Origin of the sequence: Sanguibacter biliveldensis, from assembly GCF_033798665.1 — a bacterium.
Taxonomy (GTDB): Bacteria; Actinomycetota; Actinomycetes; order Actinomycetales; family Cellulomonadaceae; genus Sanguibacter; species Sanguibacter inulinus.
Map to the genome: position 1 here is coordinate 3,090,633 of NZ_CP138359.1, position 21,823 is coordinate 3,112,455.

12 protein-coding genes are annotated in these 21,823 nt (G+C 68.2%); 4 read left to right on the top strand and 8 right to left on the bottom strand.

The features are described from left to right. The first annotated feature begins 100 nt into the window (after positions 1-100). Together SANBI_RS13530 and SANBI_RS13535 are read left to right on the top strand one after the other, a co-directional pair. Entirely contained in the window at positions 101-2,083 is a 1,983-nt protein-coding gene (locus SANBI_RS13530; RefSeq protein ID WP_319155881.1) for an RNA polymerase sigma factor, read from the top strand. A 155-nt stretch (positions 2,084-2,238) separates the two neighbouring features. Then, positions 2,239-2,727: a GNAT family N-acetyltransferase gene (locus SANBI_RS13535; RefSeq protein WP_319155884.1), complete on the top strand. Its 489-nt coding sequence runs from the start codon at positions 2,239-2,241 to the stop codon at positions 2,725-2,727. Positions 2,728-2,889: 162 nt separating this feature from the next. Here SANBI_RS13535 and SANBI_RS13540 read toward each other — a convergent pair whose 3' ends face one another. The 3 genes from SANBI_RS13540 to SANBI_RS13550 all read right to left on the bottom strand — a co-directional run bounded on the left by SANBI_RS13540 (position 2,890) and on the right by SANBI_RS13550 (position 8,760). After that, positions 2,890-3,405: a GNAT family N-acetyltransferase gene (locus SANBI_RS13540; RefSeq protein ID WP_319155886.1), complete on the bottom strand. Its 516-nt coding sequence runs from the start codon at positions 3,403-3,405 to the stop codon at positions 2,890-2,892. Positions 3,406-3,504: 99 nt separating this feature from the next. Continuing rightward, complete coding sequence (locus SANBI_RS13545; RefSeq protein WP_319155888.1) at positions 3,505-4,272, bottom strand: hypothetical protein; 768 nt, start codon at positions 4,270-4,272, stop codon at positions 3,505-3,507. A gap of 327 nt (positions 4,273-4,599) precedes the next feature. Next, positions 4,600-8,760 (bottom strand): DUF7927 domain-containing protein, encoded by a 4,161-nt coding sequence (locus tag SANBI_RS13550; RefSeq protein ID WP_319155890.1) that lies wholly within the window; start codon positions 8,758-8,760, stop codon positions 4,600-4,602. A gap of 683 nt (positions 8,761-9,443) precedes the next feature. Here SANBI_RS13550 and SANBI_RS13555 point away from each other — a divergent pair. Further along, the gene (locus tag SANBI_RS13555) at positions 9,444-10,256 is read left to right on the top strand and encodes an RNA polymerase sigma factor (protein ID WP_319155892.1); all 813 of its coding nucleotides are present in this window, start codon (positions 9,444-9,446) and stop codon (positions 10,254-10,256) included. A 115-nt stretch (positions 10,257-10,371) separates the two neighbouring features. On the opposite strand, the gene SANBI_RS13560 is transcribed toward SANBI_RS13555, so the two are convergent. From SANBI_RS13560 to SANBI_RS13575, 4 genes are all read right to left on the bottom strand, one after another. Beyond that, on the bottom strand, positions 10,372-15,720 hold the full coding sequence (locus SANBI_RS13560; protein ID WP_319155894.1) for a DUF11 domain-containing protein: 5,349 nt from the start codon (positions 15,718-15,720) through the stop codon (positions 10,372-10,374). A 273-nt stretch (positions 15,721-15,993) separates the two neighbouring features. Then, entirely contained in the window at positions 15,994-16,875 is an 882-nt protein-coding gene (locus tag SANBI_RS13565) for an RNA polymerase sigma factor (protein ID WP_319155896.1), read from the bottom strand. 443 nt (positions 16,876-17,318) lie between these two features. Next, positions 17,319-19,292, bottom strand: coding sequence for an RNA polymerase sigma factor (locus tag SANBI_RS13570; protein ID WP_319155898.1), 1,974 nt, complete (start codon positions 19,290-19,292; stop codon positions 17,319-17,321). A 271-nt stretch (positions 19,293-19,563) separates the two neighbouring features. Beyond that, complete coding sequence (locus tag SANBI_RS13575) at positions 19,564-20,133, bottom strand: M48 family metallopeptidase (protein WP_056129072.1); 570 nt, start codon at positions 20,131-20,133, stop codon at positions 19,564-19,566. 259 nt (positions 20,134-20,392) lie between these two features. Here SANBI_RS13575 and SANBI_RS13580 point away from each other — a divergent pair, with 259 nt between their 5' ends. Continuing rightward, positions 20,393-21,232, top strand: a complete 840-nt coding sequence (locus SANBI_RS13580) for a hypothetical protein (RefSeq protein ID WP_319155900.1) — start codon at positions 20,393-20,395, stop codon at positions 21,230-21,232. Between the two features lie 18 nt (positions 21,233-21,250). Here the strand turns inward: SANBI_RS13580 and SANBI_RS13585 are convergent, their stop codons facing one another. Beyond that, on the bottom strand, positions 21,251-21,655 hold the full coding sequence (locus SANBI_RS13585; protein WP_319155902.1) for a WhiB family transcriptional regulator: 405 nt from the start codon (positions 21,653-21,655) through the stop codon (positions 21,251-21,253). Positions 21,656-21,823 lie beyond the last annotated feature (168 nt).

Below are 21,823 nucleotides of genomic sequence, written 5' to 3' on the forward strand. Positions count from 1 at the left end.
CATGCAGGGCGCGCCGTCGTGCCTCTCACGGGGGCAGCCACCCGGGCGGAACAGCGAAAGCACAGACTGCGAGACACCTCGCCGACGCGGAGAAGACGATGTGAGTACAGACCCTCAAGGATCGACGCCCGGACTGCCCTCCGGCGGGCCCGTCGAACCGGCGCGCCGTCCTGGCGGACGGCGCGTGCTCAGGCGACCCGGTGCTCGCTCGCTCGAGAGGCTCAGCGACAAGGACCTCGTCGACCTCACCCGGACAGGTGCGGTCGAACCCTTCGAGGTGCTGTGGCACCGCCATGCCGACGCTGGTCGGCGGGTCGCGAGCCGCTTCACGCGAGCGAGCGAGACCGACGACCTCGTCCAAGAGGCCTACGTTCGGATCTACGCCGCGCTGAGCCGAGGCTCGGGGCCCGTCGGACCGTTCCGCCCCTACCTCTACCAGGCGATCCGGAACATCGCGATCACGTGGGCCGCACGCCCGCAGGCGGACAGCGTAGAGCTGGTAGGCGACCTGAGCGACGGCACCGACATCACCGAGTCCGTCCTGGAGGGCACGGTGACGGCATCGGCCTTCAGGTCTCTCCCAGCACGGTGGCAGGAGGTCCTCTGGTACTCGGAGGTCGAAGGGCTCGAGCCGGCAGAGCTCGGCCCGCTGCTCGGCATGAAGGCGAGCGCAGTGTCCGCCCTGGCCTACAGGGCGCGTGAAGGCCTGCGGCGAGCGTGGCTCCAGGCGCACGTGAGCTCAGCTGCGCTGCCGCAGGCCTGCAGGTGGTCGGCGGAGCGCATGGGCGCCGCCAACCGCGGGGCGCTCGGTGGCGCTGCTCGCACACGCTTCGACGAGCACGTGGGCAGCTGCACCCGGTGCACGATCCTCGTCTCCGAGATCGACGAGGTCGCCAGGAGGCTCGGGCTCGTCCTGGTCCCGCTGCTCGTCGGCGTGCCGTGGGCGACCTTCCAGTCCTGGGGCACCCCGTCCACGGCGCCAGCCTCGGTCGGGACTGTCGCCGCGAGGTCCGGGTCGCGTCCAGCGGCCCGGGGCGGGCACGCGGGACGTGAGAGGCACATCAGGCTGGCCGTCGCGGTCGTCGCCGCCGTCGCAGCGGTCTCTACGGCCGCTGCGCTCGGCGAGCACCTGCTCAGGACCTCGACCGAGTCCACGCCCCAGGCGACCGCTGCACCCGAGCACACTCCCACCAACCCCGCGCCCCTTGCGACGCCCAGCACCTCCCCCAAGGCCAAGGAGCCTGACGACGCCGGCGAGGCTGCCGAGGCCGACCGCGAAGCGTCTGCGGCCGTCGAGCCGTCCAGGTCCACAGAGCCTCCCGAGCTCGACCTGGAGGGACCACCCGACCCGCCGCTGCCCCGGCCCGGCCCCACCGAGCCTCTCCCCGCCCTCCCGACCCTGCCGCCTGCGCCGCCCCCGGCTCCCGTCCCGCCTGTCGTGACGCCCACGTCTACCCCGCCAGACGCAACCGTGCCGACCGCGCCGACCGCGCCAGCGGTACCCACGCTCACGGGCCCCCCTGCGGGCACACCGCTCGCCACCTTCCCGACGGTCTCCGGGCGCGCGGATCCCGGTGTCACGGTGGTCCTCTCGGCGACCTCCGGAGACACGCTGACGACGACGGTCGCCAAGGACGACGGCTCCTGGTCGACGCCCGTGTGCCAGGACACCTCGACAGCCCCGGCGGCCTGCCTCGCCGACACCGACAGCCTGACCGTCCAGGCGCACGCCCACGACGAGACGACAGACCTCGAGTCAGCTGCGTCGCCCGGGCTGTCCTGGACCTTCGACCGCCCGACCATGACTGAGCCGACCGACGGTGCCCAGATCGTGCTGCCGGAGAGCGGCGACGTGGCCGTGCAGCTCGACGGGGCGGCAGGCTCGACCGTGCAGGTGAGCATCGACGGAGTCCCGACAGGGCACCTGCACACGATGCCCCAGGCCGAGGACCTCGAGTGGCGCGACGTCACGCCCGGAGCGCACACGCTGAGCGTCCGCTACGTCACCGTCGGCGCCGACGGGACCACGACCACCGGTCACGGACCTACCCGGACCGTGACCGTGACCGTCGTCGAGCCCTAGAGCTTGCTGACAGGCGGCCGCCCCGTGGCCTTCACCGGCGGGTACCACGGTCCGAGCACGGCCCGCACCTCATCTGAGACCACCTCAGGCGACACCATCCGGACTTCCCGAGCAATCTCCCGCTCCCCGGCGCAACACGTCCTAGTCTGCTCGTCATGACGATCACGATCCGCCCCGCGCAGCCAGACGACACTCATGGCGTGCGCTACGTCGGTACCGTCGCCTGGCCTGCCACGTACGGATCGGAGAAGGGGTCCGGCTACGTGATGTCGGGCCTCGACGAGTTCTGGAGCGCCGAGGCGATCGGCTCCGCCATCCGAGCCGGCGACGTCGACGTGGCGGAGGCGGCGGACGGCATCACCGGCATGGTCCATGTGGAGGAGCTGGGCGGTGACCTGGTGATGTGGAAGCTGTACGTCCTCCCAGACCACCAGCGCCACGGGATCGGCAGGCTGCTGGTCCGCGCCGCGAAGGATCGCGCACGTGCGCAGGGCAAAGACCTCTTGACGGAGTACGAGTCGAGCAACGACCGTGTGCGTGGCTTCTACCTCCGAGAGGGGTTCAGCACGACCGCGGCCCCGTGGCCCGGGACCGACGCGGTCTGGCTCCGATGGAAGAGCGTCCCGGACGCGCACGAAGACTGACCATCTCGTCCCACAGCGCCCAGCAGTCCGGACCACGCCCTCTCTGCCAGCAGCCCATGCACGATCTCCCCCACGAGACGTGGGGCATAGCGGCGCCAAGGACAACCCGCACGGGAACCTCACGAGAGATGATCGCCTCTGGTCGGCTGCACGGTGCAGCGCTCACAAGATGTCGTGCCAGTCCGATCGCATGATCTCGAAACGCTCGTAGTGGGACTGTCTCCCGAGGAACGGCTCGGCTTCGCCACGTCCCATCGGGACCAGACCCACCTTCTCCAGGACACGGACCGAGGCTCGATTCGCCACCACGGCTTCGGCCCACAACCGGCTGAGGCCAAGGCGCTCGAACCCGTACGCGACAGCTGCTCTCGCGGCCGAGGTCGCCCTTCCGCGGCCCCAGCCGGAGGAAGGGCCGATGAGGTAGCCGAGCTCTCGTTCGTCTGGACCCGAGCCGTACAGGTCGACGTAGCCGACGAGCTCCTCGCCCTCCACCGCGGCCAGGCGGAGCAGCAGCGGATCTGGGGCGACGATGCTCTCACGCCACCACTGTTCTCCGTCAGTCGGACTAGACGTCAGTCGCCATCCGGCGTGGGCCGCAAACAGGGCGTCAGTCTGCCACGACGCAAACACCGTGGAGTCATCGGGTCTCAGCACCCGCAACGTGAGGGGAACTGTCATGCAGCAACTCTCGCACCATCAAGGCACACGGCGAGGCCCAAAGGACCGGGCTCCACGTCTGCAGTCATGTCGGTTGCCTCACGAGAATGAGGAAACAGCTCAGGAGAGTCGTTCCACGCTGGCTTCGACGAGCGGGACGAGAATCTTCTCTCGGGCCATCGCGAGGAAGGGCTGAACGTCACCGGAGAACATCACCTCTTCACCATCGATGACATAGGTGCTCTCCCCCTCGCCGAAGTACTGACCGAATGGTCGGGCGTCGAGAGTGACATTGAAAGAGATATTCTGGGTCTGGCAGTCGTAACGGAGGCCTTCGGCAGAAACGACACAGCTGGCGCCGCCGATCTGCGTCACTTCTCCGCCCTTCTTCGGGGAGTTGGAGGTGACGAATTCTGGGTCACCTGCGGATTCGACCGTGGTGGTCACCATGAAGACGACGTTCTGGTCTCCTGCACCGAGTCCTTCGAAGGGAAACCCGATCTTTGTCGTGCAGCTGGCCTCGGGCACGGTGACCTTCCGTGTGCCTGCTCCGAGCGAGAAGATCGACAGAGAGCGCTCCGAGGGAGCCTGCACGATGTCGTCGGCTTGGGGGAAGATCGAGCTCAGGGTGGTCTCGTCAGCGATCTCGCAGGCCGAGGGCCACTGGTCGAAGACGAAGGCACCGGACTCGTCGAGGGGGATGTCGAGGCTGATGGGCTGACCTATGGACGACGGGTCCGACACGATCTCGATCGCCGGAACGGAATCCTCTGAGGACGCCGTGGGGGCCGCAGGAGAGGTTGAGGGCGTGCCCGAAGAGCACGCTGCAAGGCCCAGCAGCAGCGCAGCGGCGCCGGCGGACCAGGAGATTGTTCTGTGTGTACGCATCCGACAATCTTAACATTGTCGAGTGGAGCACAAGCCGCGAGGTCGTCGATTCGGACCGAGCTCTGTGGACTTGATCACCTTCGGTCGTGTGCCTGTTCGAGTCGCACGACCGAAGATGTTCCGTCGTTCTTTCCGATCCGCCGCCCGGAGGGCGCGAAGCTGCATTCATCGTGCAGTGCGACGTTCTCTGCCCAGACGTAGAGCTCTCACCTCATCTTCGCGCACCCTCAAGGGTCAGCTGCTGAGCGCTGAGGGGCGTCGAGGCCGACTGGGCCGAGCACGTCGCCGGCGTGGAAGGCCCGGCCCAGTCGTTGTCGATTCAGGTTCCTAGTGAGTTGTCGCGCGGCGTCGGCGGGCTACGAGCAGCCCGCCTCCGAGAGACAGGAGGAGCAGGGCTGCCGCGATGGATGTCATGACTGCTGCCCCCGTGTGAGCCAGCGGTCGGTCAGCCTTCGTGGGCGTGTCCGGGGTCTCGGTGATCGGGTGATCGGTGCAGAGCGTGCTCCCCTCCGCGCAGACCGGTGTGTCCCCGGTGCGGACCACGACGTTGCCCAGGTGGGCGTCGCCCAGGGCAGCATCGGACTTGACCGTCACCTGGTAGGTGACCGTCGAGACCTGGCCCGCGGTGAGCGACCCGGTGATGTGGATCAGGTCGCCGTCCACCTCGGCGGTCAGCCCCTCCCCGGCGGTCGGGTCGCTGCTGAGCGTGGCGTCGTCAAGAACGTCGACCATGTGATCGGTGTAGTCGACGGCCGCGGCAGTGGCGTCGGGGTCGGTCGAGACGTTGGTGAACGTGACGGTGTACGTGACCACGTCGCCAGGCTTGACCGTTGATCCCGAGGCAGGGTTGGACGTCTTCTCGACCACGACGTCAGACACGTGGTTGACGGTGCAGTCCACCTCGCCACCCGGTGTGCAGGGCCCGCCCGGGGGCTGCTGGTCGCCGGGGACGAGGAAGTTGTCCAGGCGGTCGTCGCCGCGTTGCCCGTCCGGCTTCACCGTGACCTGGTAGGTCACTGTCTCGACCTGCCCGGCCTCGAGGACGCCGTCGACGGAGAAGCGGCCGTCGGTCACCGGCGTCACGGTGAGCAATCCGTCGGTGGCGAACGGCTGGCCGGTGATGTCGGCGTCGTCGAGCACCCGGTCCAGGACGTCGTCACGGTCAACCGTCACGGGTGCCTGCCCGGTGTTCTCGAAGGTCAACGTGTACGTCGCCACCTGGCCCGCGCGCAGCGTGGACCCCGTCGCAGGGTCTACAGACTTGCTCGTGAGGAGCTCCCCGACAGGGTGCTCGGTGCAGGAGACTCCCGGGTCTTCACATGTGGGGGTGTCCGTGCCCGTGGGCGCGACGACGTTGGCCAGACGGTTGTTGCCGCGGGCGCCGTCCGGTTTGACCGTCGCGGTGTAGGACACCGTCACGACCTGACCGGCCTCGAGCGTCCCGGTGATCTGGACCGCCCCAGTCGAGCCGTCGGTGACCGTGAGCGCCGGGTCGCTGCTCGCCGGGGCGACGGTGAGATCGGCGTCGTCGAGGACGTCGGCGAGGTCGTCGGTGTGGTCCACTGGTCCGGCAGCCTCACCCGTGTTGGAGAACGTCAGCGTGTAGACGACATCCTGCCCGGCCTGGACCGATGACCCCGAGACCGGGTCGGAGGACTTGACCACACTGATCACCGGGAGCTTGGGCTCTTCGACGATGGTCGTGCACGCGGTGTCCTCGGAGATGGGAGTGTCGACGACCTCCGGCAGGTACGCCTCGGCGATGTTGCACAGCTCACCGAGCTCGGCGTCCGCTCGGACCTTCGTCGTGAGCTCGAGTGTCGCCGATGCACCCGCGAGGAGGTCCTCTGCGAGTGTCCATCCCTGGGTCTGCGGGTCGTAGGTCCCGTTGGTGCTCGTCGACGAGACGTACTCCAGAGCGTCCGGCAGCCTGTCGACCACGACGATGCCACCGGTGCGGCCTGCACCGTCGTTGGAGACGGTGATGGTCCAGACGACCTCTCCTGAGGGCTTCACGCTCGTCTGGGCGACGGACTTGTCCACGCTGAGCGAGGACTGTGCTCGAAGTCCGACCTTGTTCGGTTCGACGGGCAGGACCGCGTCGCCTGTGGAGGCCTCGTCGGCCGCTACCGCGAAGGAGTTCCACGCGACACCGTCGGCGTCAGAGGGAGCCGAGACCGGCACCGTGACCGAGTGGACCTGCTCGGCAGCGAACTCGGTGGTCCCGAAGTCGATCCGTACGGCCCGCACCTGGGACGGGTCGTCCGGGAGGACGGTCGTCCAGTCGTCGATGCAGCCTGCCGGGGCATCGGCGCGAGAGCCACCCTCAGACATGACCTCGCCCCGGCACGGGTTGGTCGAGGCGGAGTAGGAGATCTCAGCGGGCACGTCGCTCGTCACTGCGCCGGCAAGGATCGTCTGCCACTGGCTCCCACGATCGTCGCTCGACGCCGGGCCGACGCCAGAGTCACCGACGTGCGGCAGGATCTCGTAGGCCACGACACCGTTCACCGCCACGTTCCCCGTGTTCTCTACGTCGAGGCGGTACTCGGCTGTCTGACCGGCGAGCACCAGGCCCACCGACGGTGACGACAAGAAGTCCTCGTCGAGCGATCCCTTGACCCACTTGGTCCCACCGATGGAGGGACTGGCCACGACGGTGTAGCTGGCGGTCGTGGCGCATCCGGTCCGCCCAGACCCGTCGACGAGCGCGCCGGTGTCGACCTTGGCGGTGTTCACGACACATCCGATGCTCGCGAACTGGGTGTCGAACACTGCCAGTTCGTTGAGCCGTTGCCCAACCTCAGCGCCCGGCCGCACCTGGACCGCGAATCTCACCGTCCCGTAGGCCCCGTTCGGGGCAAGACCAGATGTCCCCGGCCAGCTCACCCGCACCAGCTGGCGACCACTGCCGTTGTAGTCCTCGATCACCTCCAGCAGAAGGTTCTCGTCGGTGAGCACAGCCTTGGCTGCCGTGGTCAACCCCGCGGTGGTGAAACTCCCGGGCACGAAGCGAAGGTCCTCTGGCAGCAGGTCCGTCAGGACCGGTGACCATCTGGCATTGCTCGCCGACGTGGACAGCGTCAGGCCCACACCCATCTGCCCCTCGGGGCCTTGGACGTTGTCGGTCATCGTCTTGCCCACCCGCACCACAGGTCGGTCCGGCGGGATGCGGACGTAGCCGCAGACGTCCGTGAACTCTTGGACGACTGCCTGCGTGTTCGCGTTGGTCAGGGTGCCAGCCAGGCAGTTCTCCAGGTAGACGTCCGCCCCGACGGGTACGTTCGGGTTGCGGTACGTCGCACCCGTGGAGTCCTGGGGAAGGTCCGGCGAGACCACACCGGAGACTTCGATGCTCGCGACGTCCCCACCGGGGATCGTGGCGCGGATGCGGACCGAGGTGACCCACTCCGCCGTCGACTGCGACGGGAGGAGCACGTTCGCCGGTCCGGCAGTCAGGGTCGTGCTCCCGGTTGAACCGAGATTGGTGACGTAGTCGATCGTGTAGGGCGTTCCCGCGGTCCCGCCGGTCAGCCGCAGCGTCACATTCCGGATTGCGGGGGTGCTGCAGTCAGTGTTCCCGTCACGGGGTGAGGACCATATGCACGGGAGGCGGTCGGTGACATCCACGCTGAGCGGAACCGTGCCGAGGTTGCTCAGCCCGATCTGCCACGCGGTGTTGCCTCCTCGGATCCCACCGTTCGGGCGGGCCAGCGAGCCGTTCTTGGACACTGCACCGCGAGCCGAGCCCGCGGCGAACCCGTGGCTCACCTCGTCGCTCGAGGTGACCTCTTGATCTGGACGCAGGTACGGGTGAGCCGATGCAGTTGCCGTGTTCGTCGCTGTGCTTGCTGTGCTGAACACCGTAGAGGGGTAGCGGATCGTGAGCTGGTAGTCGGGAGCGATCGTGAAGTTCCCTGTTGCACCGTTGTCGGACCACGCCGGCCAGGAGACCGTGTGCGTCGCCGCGTCGTAGACCCCGCCTCCGGTGGCCGAGACGAACTCAGCGCCGGTCGGCAGGTGGTCGACGGTCACGACATCGGTCACACCCCAGGTCCCCTTGGCCGGTTCGCCCCCGAAACGACCGGTGCTGGGGTTGATCGAGGTTCGGTGCATCGTGGCGATCTGATAAGTCACCGGGACGTCGAGGCCCGGGGTCGTGGCGCTCATCATCCGCTTGTCGGTCACCAGGTCGGTGTCGGAGACGACGGTCTTGGTGGCGGTCGCCGTCTGGGTCACGCCACTCGCCGTGAAGGTCGCGACCGGTTCGATCGTGTCGCCGTTCGGTGAGGAGATGTTCGGCACCTTCACCGTGAAGGTCATCTGGCCAGAGCTTCCCGCGGAGAGCGAGGCTGACATCGGCCACGTGATGACGCCCCCGGTGACCGTCGGCGCTCCCGAGGCGCCATCTGTCGACGGCGTGCCCTGGACGTAGACGGTCTGGACGGAGGTGTCGGGCTGCAGGGTCGGCACGGGGACCGAGATCATCCCTGCGTCGCAGGACTCACTCGTCGAGCTGCACGACCACGCGATCTGGAACGTCGTCGTGTCACCAGAGAGCACCGTGGAACCGATCGGTGTGAGCGTCAGCCCGAGCGCCGGTGCCGCCGAGGCTGGTGCAGTGACACCTGCGCCCAGCAGACCAGCGGTCAGCAGTACTGCGACCGGCCTGGCCAGGCGACGACCGCCGCGTCGTGCGGTCCTTCCTCCTCTGGTCCACAGCGAGAGCGTCCGTCTGGCACGGCCAGCGGTGGTATCCGTAACTTCCATGGTGAGGGGCTCCGTCCGAGTCGCGAAGGTCGGCCGCGCAGCTCACTGGAACCGTACGGTGCGCCCAGACACAGAACGCCACCCTCACCTACGAAGACAGCCCCGACACCCGATCATGACGGCAACCGGACGACGAGTTCTGATCCTCACGCCCTGCAGCGAGATCGTCTCAGCGCAGGCACGCCTGTGACGGTCGGCGGGCACGGTCCGTGTGCACCGACCACGCCTCCCCGCTCAGCTCTTCGGAGGTCTCGCGTCACGACAGAGCCTCCACACAGTCTTCGTAGGTGTGGGGTGCGACATACGGGTCGCCTGCCCTCCCTACCGGAGGAATCCAAGGTGAGCAGAAGAACGTCAACGGAGGCGATACCCGCTCTCTCGGAGCGAGGAGCGAGTCAGTCATGGCGGAACGGATGATCTCCCGCGGCGATTCCGCAGCAGCCGCGTGGCTTCCCGACGCGCTCCCCTCGTCAGAGCGCCCCGTCAACGGCGACCTCGCGCTCATCGAGGAGACCCGCTCCGGCTCGCCGGACGCATTCCTCGAGCTCTGGGTCCGCCATGTCTCGAGCGTCGCGCGCTTCACCTATCGTCTGATCGGCTCGGAGGCTGCCACCCACTCGGTCATCAACGAGGCCTTCGCCGCAGTGATGCTGGACATCGCCCGCGATCGCCCTGACCGTCACCGCATCGGCCTCGAACCCTTCAGGCTCTCCGTGTACCGGGCCGTCGCGGATCTGGTGGGACACCCGCTGCCCAGTCGTGACGCCGTCCCAGCAGTGCTGCGCGGTCTGCGTCGACTCTCACCACGCCTCCAGTCGATCCTCTGGTACCGGGACGTCGAAGCAGTCCAGGCGCGAGAGGTAGGACGCCTGCTCGGCGAGTCGCCGGCCGACATCGTCAGCGCACGGTCACCGGCTCTGGAGCGCTTGCGCGCCGAGTGGATCCTCACCCTCCTCGAGGACCCCACGGTTCGCGACTCGTGCGCCTGGAACCTGCGGCGGGCGGGCTCTCGCTCCACCGGCTCGCTGTCGTGGGCATCGACCGCACGGTACGACCGACACCAGCGCGGCTGTTCGTGGTGTCAGTCGTTTGGCCAAGACCTCGACTCCCCGGCGACTGCACTGGTCCGTGAGGCGGTGCGGATCTTCACGGTCCCAAGATCTGACAGTCAGCCAGGCATGACACCGGTCGCGACCGTCGACGAGCTGCGATGACCACTGCCCACCGCCGAGGCCTCAGGATCCGTGACGGCAGCGGCCGCTGTCCGTGACGCAAGAAGAGGAGGGGCACTGGTCGGATGACCAGTGCCCCTCCTCTCATCTGTCGCTGCTAGCCGAGGTCTGTCGACTCAGCGGTGGTGGACCGGCGACGCTTGGTGGCGTAGACGAGTCCGGTTCCACCAGCGGCCAGGAGCAGAGCGAGGATCAGCGCGGCGGTGAGCCCGGCTGCTCCTGTCCACGCGAGCCCAGGCGTTCCCGGTGTCCCCGGGGATGCGGGGGGTGCCGGGATGGGGTTGTCGGTGCACAGCGGGTTGTCCGGTGTGCACTCAGCCGGCGGGTCCTGACCGGCGACGGTCAAGAAGTTGGCGGCACCGTGGTCGCCCTGGTCGGCGTAAGCCTTGATCGTCACCGTGTAGACCACGGTCGCGGTCTCCCCAGGCTGGATGGTGCCACTGACGAGGAGCTGTCCGTCGAGCGGACCGCTGACCTGCGCCCCACCTGTCGTGGTGATGTCTCCGGCAAGTGTGGCGTCATCGAGGACCTCGGCCATGTGGTCGACGTAGTCGATCGCCGCTGCGCCCTGTCCGGTGTTCTCGAAGGACAGCGTGTAGGTCAGCTTCTGACCGTCCTTGACCGCGGTCCCCGACTCGGGGTCCACAGACTTCGACGGTCGGATGTCCCCGACGGGGTTGACCGTGCAGTCGGCGCGCTGCCCGTCGACCGCTTCGCAGACCGGGTCGGCCGGCGGTGCAGTGTCAGGATCGAGCAGGAAGTTCGCCATGATCTCGTCACCGCGGTCTCCCGAGGCCTTGACCGTGACCGTGTAGGCCACCGTGACAGTCTCCCCCGGGGCGATGTCACCCTGGATCGAGATGCGCTGCGCGTCCCGACCGACTGTCCACGAGTCCGACGTCGCGACCGGTTCGGTCGTGACGTCAGCGTCGTCAAGGACGTGGGTCAGGTCGTCGACCTTCGAGACTGTGCCCACGGCCGTGCCTGTGTTGGTGAAGTGGAGCGTGTAGGTGAGCTCCTGGCCCGCAACGACGGGAGTGCCCGTCGCCGGGGCGACAGTCTTCCAGTCCTCGATCTCGGGGATGGGGTTGACAGTGCAGACCGTAGAACCAGGCTCGCACTCGGCCGGCGGCTCGGCGCCGGGATCGGTGACGAAGTTACCCAGCACGTTGTCCCCACGGTCACCGTCAGCCTTCACCGTGACCGTGTAGGACACAGTCTCGGTCTGGCCGGCGGCCAACGACCCGGTGACCTGGAAACGGCCATCGGTGATCGCCGAGGCGGTCAGTGCGTCCGAGGACGCCTGCGGAGCAGCGGTCACGTCGGCGTCGTCGAGCACACCGGCGACCACGTCGTCAGAGGAAACCGCCCCAGCAGCCTGACCCGAGTTGGTGAAGGTCAGGGTGTACGTGAGCGCCTGGCCCGCGACGACCGTCGTACCCGAGGCCGGGTCGACCGTCTTGACGACGTCGACGTTCGGCAGCGGCGTCACCGTGCAGCGCGGGTCCGTGGGCTCGCAGGTGGCCGGAGGCTCCTGCCCCGTGGGCGCCACGAAGTTCGCCGCCGAGTTGTTGCCGCGGTCGGCGGGGTCGTTGACGGTCACCTGGTAGGTCACGGTGACCGTCTGACCGGCAGCGAGCTGGCCGGTGATGCTGATCGCGTCGTCGGTGACCGTGGTGGCCGCCAGCGCCGCGTCGGAGGACTCCGGCTCGCTGAGGAGCGTCGCGTCGTCGAGGACGTCACTGAGCGTGTCGGTCTCGTCGACGGGGACGGTTGCCTGGCCCTGGTTGTCGAAGGTCAGGGTGTAGGTCAGGACGGTCCCGGCTTCGACCGGCGAGGTCGATGCCGTCACGGCCTTGGTGACCAGCAGGAGGCCGATCGGTGTTGCTGTGCAGTCAGGCGACTGGTCATCGGCCGGCTGGCAGGCCTCCCCTGGGATGGGAGGGGTGTCGCCAGAGTCACGGAGGAAGTTCGCGGCGACGTTGTCACCGCGGTCTGCGTCGGCCTTGACCGTCACCGTGTACACGACCGTAGTTGTCGCACCTGCAGGGAGCTCTCCGGTGATCGCGATCTGGTCAGCGGTGCGCTGAGCCGTGAGCACGTCAGAGGTGGGCTCGGAGGTCACGTCGGCGTCGTCGAGCACGCCTGCCAGGTAGTCGATAGTGTCGACCTGACCGGCCGCTGTACCTGTGTTCTCGAAGGTGAGGGTGTAGGTCAGCTCCGTGCCAGCCGCGACCGGTGTGGTCGACGCCTGGACGGACTTGGAGAACCCGACCTCCGGGACAGGGTTCGAGGTGCACAGCGTCGAGCCGGGCACGCACTCCGCCGGCGGCTCCTCACCGGGACCGGTGACGAAGTTACCCAGGACGTTGTCCCCACGCTCACCGTCCGGGTTGACGGTCGCCGTGTAGGTGACCGTCACCGTCTGGCCTGCGGCGAGTGTGCCGGAGACCGAGAAGCGTCCGTTCGCCACGTCGCTGACGGTCAGCGCTGCGTCAGAGGCGGCCGGGGCGGAGGAGATCGTCGCGTCGTCGAGGACACCGGCGATCACGTCGTCGAAGGCAGCCTCCCCGGCAGCCTGACCGGAGTTGGTGAAGGTCAGGGTGTAGGTGAGGTCCTGACCAGCCACGACCGTGGTTCCCGAAGCCGGGTCCACGCTCTTGACGACGGTGACGTTCGACAGCGGCGTCACCGTGCACTCGGTCGAACCCTCCACGCACTCAGCAGGGGGCGCCTGCCCCGGCGGGACGAGGAAGTTGGCCGCAGAGTTGTTCCCTCGAGCAGCAAGGTCGTTGACGACCACCTGGTAGGTGACCGTGGCGACCTGCCCGCCTGCGAGCTCACCGCCGATGGTGAAGCGGTCCGGGTCGATCTCGGTCACGGTGACCGAGGCGGTGTCCGAGTTCGGCTGTGTCTGGACCCTCGCGTCGTCCAGGACGTCGGTGAGGACGTCCTGGCGCGAGACGGGAACCGTGGCGGCGCCGGTGCTGGTGATCTCGACCGTGTAGGTCAGGACGGTCCCAGGCCCGACCGGGTCGGTGTCAGCGGAGACAGTCTTGACGTACTCGACCGCTGCGATCGCTGTGCTGGTGCAGTCGGGTGAGTTGACGTCTTCTGGTACGCAGACCGGGCTGGTCGGCGGCACCGGCGGGTTGTCAGGGTCGTCGGTGAACAGGAAGTTCGCGGCGAGGTCGTCCCCGCGCTGCCCGTCAGGACGGATGGTCACGGTGTACGTCACCGTGGCTGTCTGCCCAGAAGCGACCGAGCCGGTGATGTCGATGCGGTCGCCAGTGCGTACTGCAGTCAGCGTGCTCGAAGCGGGCTCGACGGTCACGTCGGCGTCGTCGAGGACCTGGGTGAGGAAGTCCACGGCGTCCACGTCTGCGGCGGCAGGACCGTCGTTCTCGAAGAACAGCGTGTACGTCAGCTGGCTGCCCGCGACCACGGGGTCGTCAGAGGCCTGGACGCTCTTGCGCTGGTTCAGGTCAGAGCCGGGGATCTGCACGGTGTCGCAGGCCTGCTGGCCGGCGACGACCTCGGTGACCGGGACGCACGCGAGGTTGCGCAGGATCTGGTCGCCGGCACCGGTGTAGGTGACCGAATAGCTGATCGTCGCGGACTCCCCGGCGGCCAGGACACCCGACCACGACAACTGCGGCTCGGTGTAGGAGATGGCTCCCACGGAGGCTGTGAACGATCCCTCATCGATGGTCGCGTCGTCGAGCACCGCGGTGAGGTCGTCGGTCATGGTCGCTGGTGCACCAGCGGTGTAGTCACCGGGGCCTTCGTTGGTGACCGTCACGGTGTAGGTGGCTTGCTCGCCGATGGCGGGCAGGTCGGTGCGGTCGGCGATCTTGTCGATGGAGAGCTTGGGCAGGTTGAGCTGGGTCGTGGCGCACGGCTGACCGGTCTCGGGGTCCAGACCACCGGCGTCCGGCGGGTCGCACGCAGGAGGAGTCGGGTTGCCAGGGTCTCCGGGCTGCCACGCCACGTTGCGGACCTCGCCGTCGCCACCGCTGCCGAGGGTCACGGTGTAGGTGATCGCGACGCTTGCCCCGATCGCCAGGGGCCCGCTCCAGCTCAGCAGGGGCTCTTGGTAGGACAGGTCTCCGGTCTGGGTCGCTGCGGCATCGTCGTTGAACGTCGCGTCGTCCAGGACACCGGCCAGGTCGTCGAAGACCACTGCCGGGTTGTTCGCTGTGTAGTCGCCGGTGCCGGTGTTCGTGGCGGTGACGGTGTAGGTCACGACGTCGCCGGGACGTGAGTCAGCCGTCGCGTCGGAGGTCTTCTCGATGTCGAGGGCAGGCTCCAGCGCGCAGCTCTCGGCCGTGCTCTGGTTGTTGGCAGGGACGTTGTCGAGCTCGTTGGCAACCACGGTCGCGGTGTTCTGCAGGCATGCCCCGGGAGCGACCGCGGTGTCGGCTGAGACGGTGAACGTAGCCGACTCCCCGACGGCCAGCCGCCCGCCGCTGGCGGTGATCGTGCTGCCAGAGATCTGGGTAGTCGTGCCTGTGACGCTCGGGTTGCTCAGCCCTGCTGGGAGGGTGTCGGTGACAGTCCAACCGCTGGAGGTGCCAGCGCCGTTGTTGGTCACCGTGATGTTGTAGCTGATGCGGTCGCCGTCGAGGAACGTCGCTGGTCCGCTCTTAAGGATCGCAAGGTCTGTGGGGAGTCCGGGGATCGACGTGCCGTCGTTGAGGTTCGAGCTCGGGCCCGGCACGTTCGAGACCGTGGTGAAGGTCGGGGTCGCACTCGCCGGGTTCGTGATCCGCACCTGAAGCACCGCACCGGTGCTGTTAGCAGAGAACCCGAGGTTGCCGTTTCCGAAGTTCCACACCGCGCCGTAGCCGCCGGCTCCGGGGGCGATAGCCCTCGGGAAGGTGGTGATGGCGCCCGTAGCAACGTTGATCCGTCGGACGTCCCCGGCGATGTTCGCACCCCAGGCAAAGCCGTCCTTGAAGGCGAAGTCCTGGACATCGGGAGCCTGGCCGAGGTTGATGGTCCGCACTACGGCGCCGGTCGAGACGTTGATCGCCAGCATAGTGGTGACCGGCGAGAAGTCGGAGACGTAGTAGAGGCCGTCAGCCGGGTTGAACGCACCTGAGTAGAAGCGTGTCGAGTTCGTCGCGTTCGTCGCCGGGTGCGTGTAGACCGTGGTCCCGACTCGGGTGACCGATCCTTCCTGTCCGATCCGGACGAGGGCACCACGGGGAATGCCTCCTGCGGCGGTAATCACCATGCCGTAGATGTAGTTGTCGGCGGGGTTGAAGGCGATGGCGTTGTAGGCGACGGCGGCGGGCCCACCTTCGTCGGCGAAGACAAAGGTCCCATCACCCGTGGTCTCCGCACGCTGCAGCTGCGACGGGGAGCCCTGAGCGATGAAGACGGTCGGCGTCTGAGGGCTGAACGGATCCCCAGGAGCGGCCGAGGCAGGGGTAGGTGCCACGGCGGTCTCCACGACTACCAGACCCGCACTCATGAGCGCCGTTGCTGTGAGGAGTGCTGTCAGACGTCGTGCGATTCGCCGGCGCGGCGAAGGACGCGGCGGTCTTTGTTGTCGGCTGCGCGAGTCATGCGGGTTCCCTTCCAGGATTTCAGTCAGTTCGAACCGCCTACACCTTCACATGAAGAAGCGTGTAAAGCGAGGACACGTGAGTTTCTCTGCGGTTTCCACTCGGGGTCGACCATATTGATCGACATACTTGGTCTGATTGTTTTTTTAGTCTTCTCTACTACCTAGTGGCACGTAGGTACCATTTTTGCCGTTTTTGCGTCGTCGTCCTCGTCCAGAGGTCCAGGACTCCTGGTGCTGGATCGCTACCAGGTCCGGGATCGACACAGACGCACCGTCGACCGCCCGTTCACACGGGTCGAAGATGCGGGACGCCTGGCACGCCAGGGCCGCGGCGGGATCTCCGAGCCCTTCGCCGAGCTCTTGGCACCACGTGCAGCCGCGCAGATGGCGGTCGTAGCGCCTGGTCGCGGTCCACGAGAGCCACCCGGCAGCCCGTGAGCTGGTGCGCCGCAGATTCCACGCGCACCCGTCGGGGATCGTCTGGTCCTCTAGCAGAGCCATGACCCATTCCGCGCGCAGGTTCGTGTGGGCCAGCCTGTACGCCGTGCGCACCTCGGCAGGACCTTCGCCGACAAGCCGCTCGACCTCGTCCCAGTCCATCTCCTCGACGTCGACGTACCACACGACCGACTGCAGCCGGGCCGGTAGCCTGCGAAGCGCGCGCAGGAGCGGGACATCTGACGCACCGCTGGGACGAGGGTGGCCTACGAGGTCGGCGACGGCCTTGTACACAGAGAGCCTGAACGGCTCCAGACCCACCCGGTCGTGGGCGTAGCGGTCCTGGGCGATGTCGACCATGACGACAGCGAAAGCGTCGTTGACCACGGACAGGACCGAGCTCTCGTCAGCGACGAGCCGCCGCGCCACACCCACCACTGCCTCGAAGTGGCGGGTCCAGAGCTCGAGGAACGCGTCGGGGTTCCCTGCACGGGTGGACTCGACAAGAGCGGTGTCGCTGCCACTGAGCGCAGTGACTCGGGGCTCCGTGCAGACCGTGGGCACGACGAATGTCTTGCACGGGATCATCGGTGCCGCCCCTTCTGAGAGGCGAGCCTCGTCAGGACGACAGCCGTGCACGCGAGGAACACGACAGCACCGCAGGCCGCCAGGATCCACGGCCAGCCGATACCCGGGGACGACGTCGAACCGTCGGCCGCCTGAGCGCTGAGCTGGCCCGTCCCGACGCCGAGCGCTAGCCCTATGACGACGGACAGCACGTCCGCTAGGGGAAACTTGAGCCCCACAGAGGCCTCCGATCTCGACCGGGCGCGGCCGGGTGCCACGCCCTCTCATCAGAGAGACTCCGCAGAGTGGCCAGCATGACGCGAGAACGACGAGCAGTTCTGACGGTCGTCGTGAATCGGGGCATCACGGCCCAGATCGCCGCGACGGCGACGCCTCCCCGCCCGTCCCTCCCTCGGACTCGATGCGTGGGCACGTCCCTGGAGCCGGACCTTCCAGTCGCTGTCCTACTCGACCGTGACTGTCGAGGTCCGGACCGGACCGAATGAGGTGACGACCTTCTCCGCGCCTTCGTCCTCCACCGTCACGAACCTCACGCCCACCGTGTGCACGCCCGGGGCGACATCACGCCACACGAGCTCACCCGACTGCGGCATCAGGTGATAGCGACCTGTCGGCACACCGTCGATGATGACCTGGACGAGCTCACCTGCTGATCCCATGAGCTCGACACGGATGTCTCCGCTGACGAGTGGCCCTCCTGCGGGGTCGGAGAGCATGACGTCGGGCCTCTCGAAGGTCCACGTGAGGGCACTGGACACGTCTGAGACCAGACCGCTCTGCTCGTCGAGGACGCGCGCCACGACCGCGAGGGACTCCCCGTCGGAGGAGCACACGGGTGCATCGCTCGTCGCGCCCGTGCACACGAGAGCGGACCAGGCTCCCTGGGCGTCTGCGCGCGCAGTGGACAGCTCGTCGCCAGCGACCGTCGAGATCACCACCAACGCCCCAGGATCAGCTGTGCCCGAGAGGGCCGGGAAGGTCGTCAGCGGCGTCAGTGTGGACGGGCCGGTGAGAGTCGGGGCACGCGGTCCGTCGGGATCATCCGGTGTGCTCGGCTCCTCGGGCGCGCTGGGCTGAGGAGACACACCTTCATCAGGCAGGCCAGGCATCCCCTCGCTCTCGCTGTCGGTCTCCGGCATCCCCTCTGGTGGCGTCGTGTTCGGGGAGGTCGTCGGTGGTCCTGTCGGCTCTGCCGTCTGCGGCAGTGGGTCGATCGGATCAGCAGGGGGCAGCAGCGGGACCTCGTCGACAGCGCCCGCCTCGACATCAGACGACGACTCTTCGAGGGGGGCGGGACCAGAAGGCCCGTCAGGACGCGCAGGTTCGGGAGGCGGGGACGCCGCCTTGCCTGCTCCCCCGATTATTTCCGCATGCGTGTCGCGGAGCGCCCCCCAGGCCAGCACGACGGCTGCTGAGATTGCCACGAGGAACACGACGAGCACCGCTACGGCTCGCGTAGAGACGCGATAGCCGCTCCGCACGCCCGACGAGAGCGCAGACCACCGGCCGCCCCACCCGTGCGGAGATGGAGTCGGCGACCCGACCGCCACCCCAACCACCGTCGTCGTGGTGCCGCCCTGAAGCGTCGCCCAGGGGACTCCCACGAGAAGCGGAGCGATGACCAGGCCCAGTCGCCGAGACGCCTCGTCGACCTCCTCGAGCACGAGGGTGCACCGAGAGCACCCCTCGACGTGAAGGTCGAAACGCTCTCTGTTCTTGCGGCTCAGCGCATCACGGTTGGCCTCTCCCATCCGCTCGGTGGGCCATCGACACTCCTCAGGCAGGGCCGTCGCGCTCACGTGCGCTTGCAACCAGGCTCGTCGCAAGCCCTCCCGGGCCCTGTAGGACAAGGCGGATACCGCACTCGCGCTGAGTCCGAGCAGAGGTGCGATGTCGGCAGGTTCGAGGCCTTCGACCTCGGTGTACCAGAGGACCTCTTGCCAGCGCACTGGCAGGGAGCGGTACGCCGTCGCCGTGATCGTCCCCTCGAGGACCGACTCGGAGAGGTCGGTGCCGTCGCTCCGGTCTGCCAGCAGCTCGAGACTCGACGTCTGCTGGCGCGACCAGGTGATCGCGATGTTCCTGATGGTCTGGTAGAGGTACGGCCTGAACGGCCCGTCTGGACCTCGTCCGCGCCCCAGAGAGGAGAAGATGCGCAGATAGGCCTCCTGGACGATGTCGTCAGGGTCGCTGGCGGAGGTGAACCGGTTGGCGACCCTTCGACCGGCATCGGCATGACGACGCCAGAGCATCTCGAACGGCACGGGGTCGCCGGAGCGGGCTCGACCTGCGAGCTCTTCGTCGCTCAGCCGCTCGAGCTCTTCTCCGAGCGGTGCCTCGAGGTCCTCGCGTCCGCGCACGAAGGACCGAGCAACCGCCCCGTCGCCAGGCGACCAGTCGATCGGTGTCTGCTCCACAGCTTCCCTCTCCTCGTCCCGCCCGTCGGACGGCGCTCGAGACGACGCGCGGCCTCCGACGTCCCTGAAGTTGAAGACACCGCCCAGCTTCCGATATGACGGCACTTCACGAACCAGAAAGGTGACACACGTTACATCAGTGGTTGGCGACCGAGCCGATGACGACGGTGCAGGCGTGCCGATCACCATAGACCGCTCGGGCATGCCACGGCCCTCCTGAGCGGCAGGCCGCAGAACGCGGCAGCTTGCCCCAGCCGTCAGGCCGCGCGCATCAGGCGGGGTCGTCGTCCTCGTCGTCCTGGGGCGGCATCTCGTCGGCCCCCGTGTCGCAGGCGAAGGAGAACCCCTCGAGGAACCCCCGGGCCCGCTCAGTCCGGGGGTAGGCGTCGAGCAGCGCCCAGAACTCGGGCCCGTGGCCGGCGTGCAGCGTGTGGGCGAGCTCGTGGAGCAGCACGTAGTCGAGCACCCACGAGGGCATCCCGCGCACCCGCGTCGAGATACGGATCGACCTGTCGGGCAGGGTGCACGACCCCCAGCGTCGTCCTTGGCGGCTGGACCACCGCACGGACGATGGCCGGGCACGGCCGTCGAGGTACTTCTCGGAGAGGACCGCCGCCCGCGTCGCGAGCCCCTCGTCGGAGGGTCTGCGGCGCTGCTCCTTGTCCGCGAGGCGCGCCACCATCCGCGCGACCCACTCTGCCTCCTGGGCGCGCGAGAACCGTGCAGGGATGGAGACGATCGTCCGGTCCCCGTCGCGGTACGCACTCACCGTGCTCTTGCGTCGACGGCTGCGTCGGACCTCGACCTGGGGGACTGGCACTCCGTCGACGGTGTCGGGCACAGACGAACCGTAGCGTCTCGGCGGCTGATCACGAAGCATCTCACCGGGGCGGTGCGTCCTTTCGCCCGGTCCACCTCCGTCCGACGGGTGATCGAGACGGCTCCTGTGGAGAACGGCCGCAGGCTCCCCGGTCACGGGAGGATGGACCTCCGCGACAGGTCTGGCAGCCGTCGTCCAGGTGCACGCCCCTGCCGACAGCACCCCCAGGACGGAGATCACAGTGCGGAGGACCTCCACCCCGGGCAGGCACAGCCGAGGGGTGGGTGCTGCCTCGCAGACAGCCGCGACCGATCCCGGCCAGGTCCGGTCGGCGCTGCTCGACGACGCCGCCGCGGTCGACGCGCGATCACGGTCCCAGGGGACCACAGGAGGGGCTCTCGTGGCTGCCCGAGCCCGGCGGGTCGTGGCAGTCGTCGGGACAGGTCGTCTCGGAGCCGTCGCTGTCGACGTCCTGACGGCGAGCGGCATCGGCACGCTGCTGCTGGTCGACCCGCGGGAGGTCCGGCCGTCCGACGTCGGCGTGGGAGGCCTGCGCGAGCACCACGTCGGCCGGCGCTGGGACGACGCTCTGCGCGACGTGGTCGTCCTGGCCCGGCGCGGGACGCAGGTCGGCGACGGAGAGCACGACTCCCCTGACGTCGTCGTCCTCGTCGTCGAGGAGGGAGTCGGGGTGCTGCGGACGGCACGGCTCGTGGCTGAGGGAGTCCCGCACCTGGTCGTGACGGTGACGGCGTGGGGAGCCGTGGTGGGGCCCTTTGTGCTGCCTGGTCAGACGGCGTGCGTGCGCTGTGTCGAGCTCCAGGTCGAATCCCTGGGCGATCTCGCGGAGGACGATCCTCTGCATGCTGCAGGGCCGAAGGCGCCGGCGGCGCTCGGTGCCGCGCCTGGCGGACGGCCGCCGCAGTCGTCTGCGGTCGCGGCGACGGCGGGTGCGCTCGTCGCGGCGGAGGTGGTGGCCTACCTCGACGGGCGGCGGCCCGCGACAGCCGGGGCGAGCATCGACGTCGAGACGCTCGATGCCATGCCCCGGCTGCGGGGCTGGTCGGTGCACCCGCGCTGCGGGTGCACCGAGACGGGTGTCGTGGCACCCGGGTGCTGACGAGGGGCTGACGTCATGTCATGCCACCTCGGACTTGCGGGGGCGACCCCGCCCCCTCTTCTTCGCGACGACGACGCCGTCGACGAAGACCTCTCCACCCCACACGCCCCACGGCTCGGCACGGTCGACCGCACCGGTGAGGCAGGCTGCCGCGAGCGGGCACTCCTTGCAGAGGGCCTTGGCCTGCTCGACCTGGGCCGACTGCTCGGCGAACCAGAGCTCGGGGTCGTTGTTGCGGCAGGGCACGAGGCCCGCGACGAGCTCGTCGAACTCCCGGCCCTCGAGCTGGGTGAGTGTTGCTGCAGGTCGAGCGTCTGTGCGGACGGTCGCCTGGTCGTGCGTCGGCTCCTGGGTGGTGCTGGGTCGAGCCCAAGCCCCGGATCCGCCCTGTGACATCGTGTCGAGCAGCGTTGTAGGCCGCACGGTGTCCTCCTTGTATCCCGTTTTCTCACATGGTCTGGCTGTGAGGGATGCGCGGAGCCTGAGTACGACGAGCCGACCCCCGCAGGCACGGAGACAGGCTGGTGGTACGAAGAAGGCCGCGGATCCCTGAGGACTCCGCGGCCTGGACGGCACGTCTGAACAGTCGTC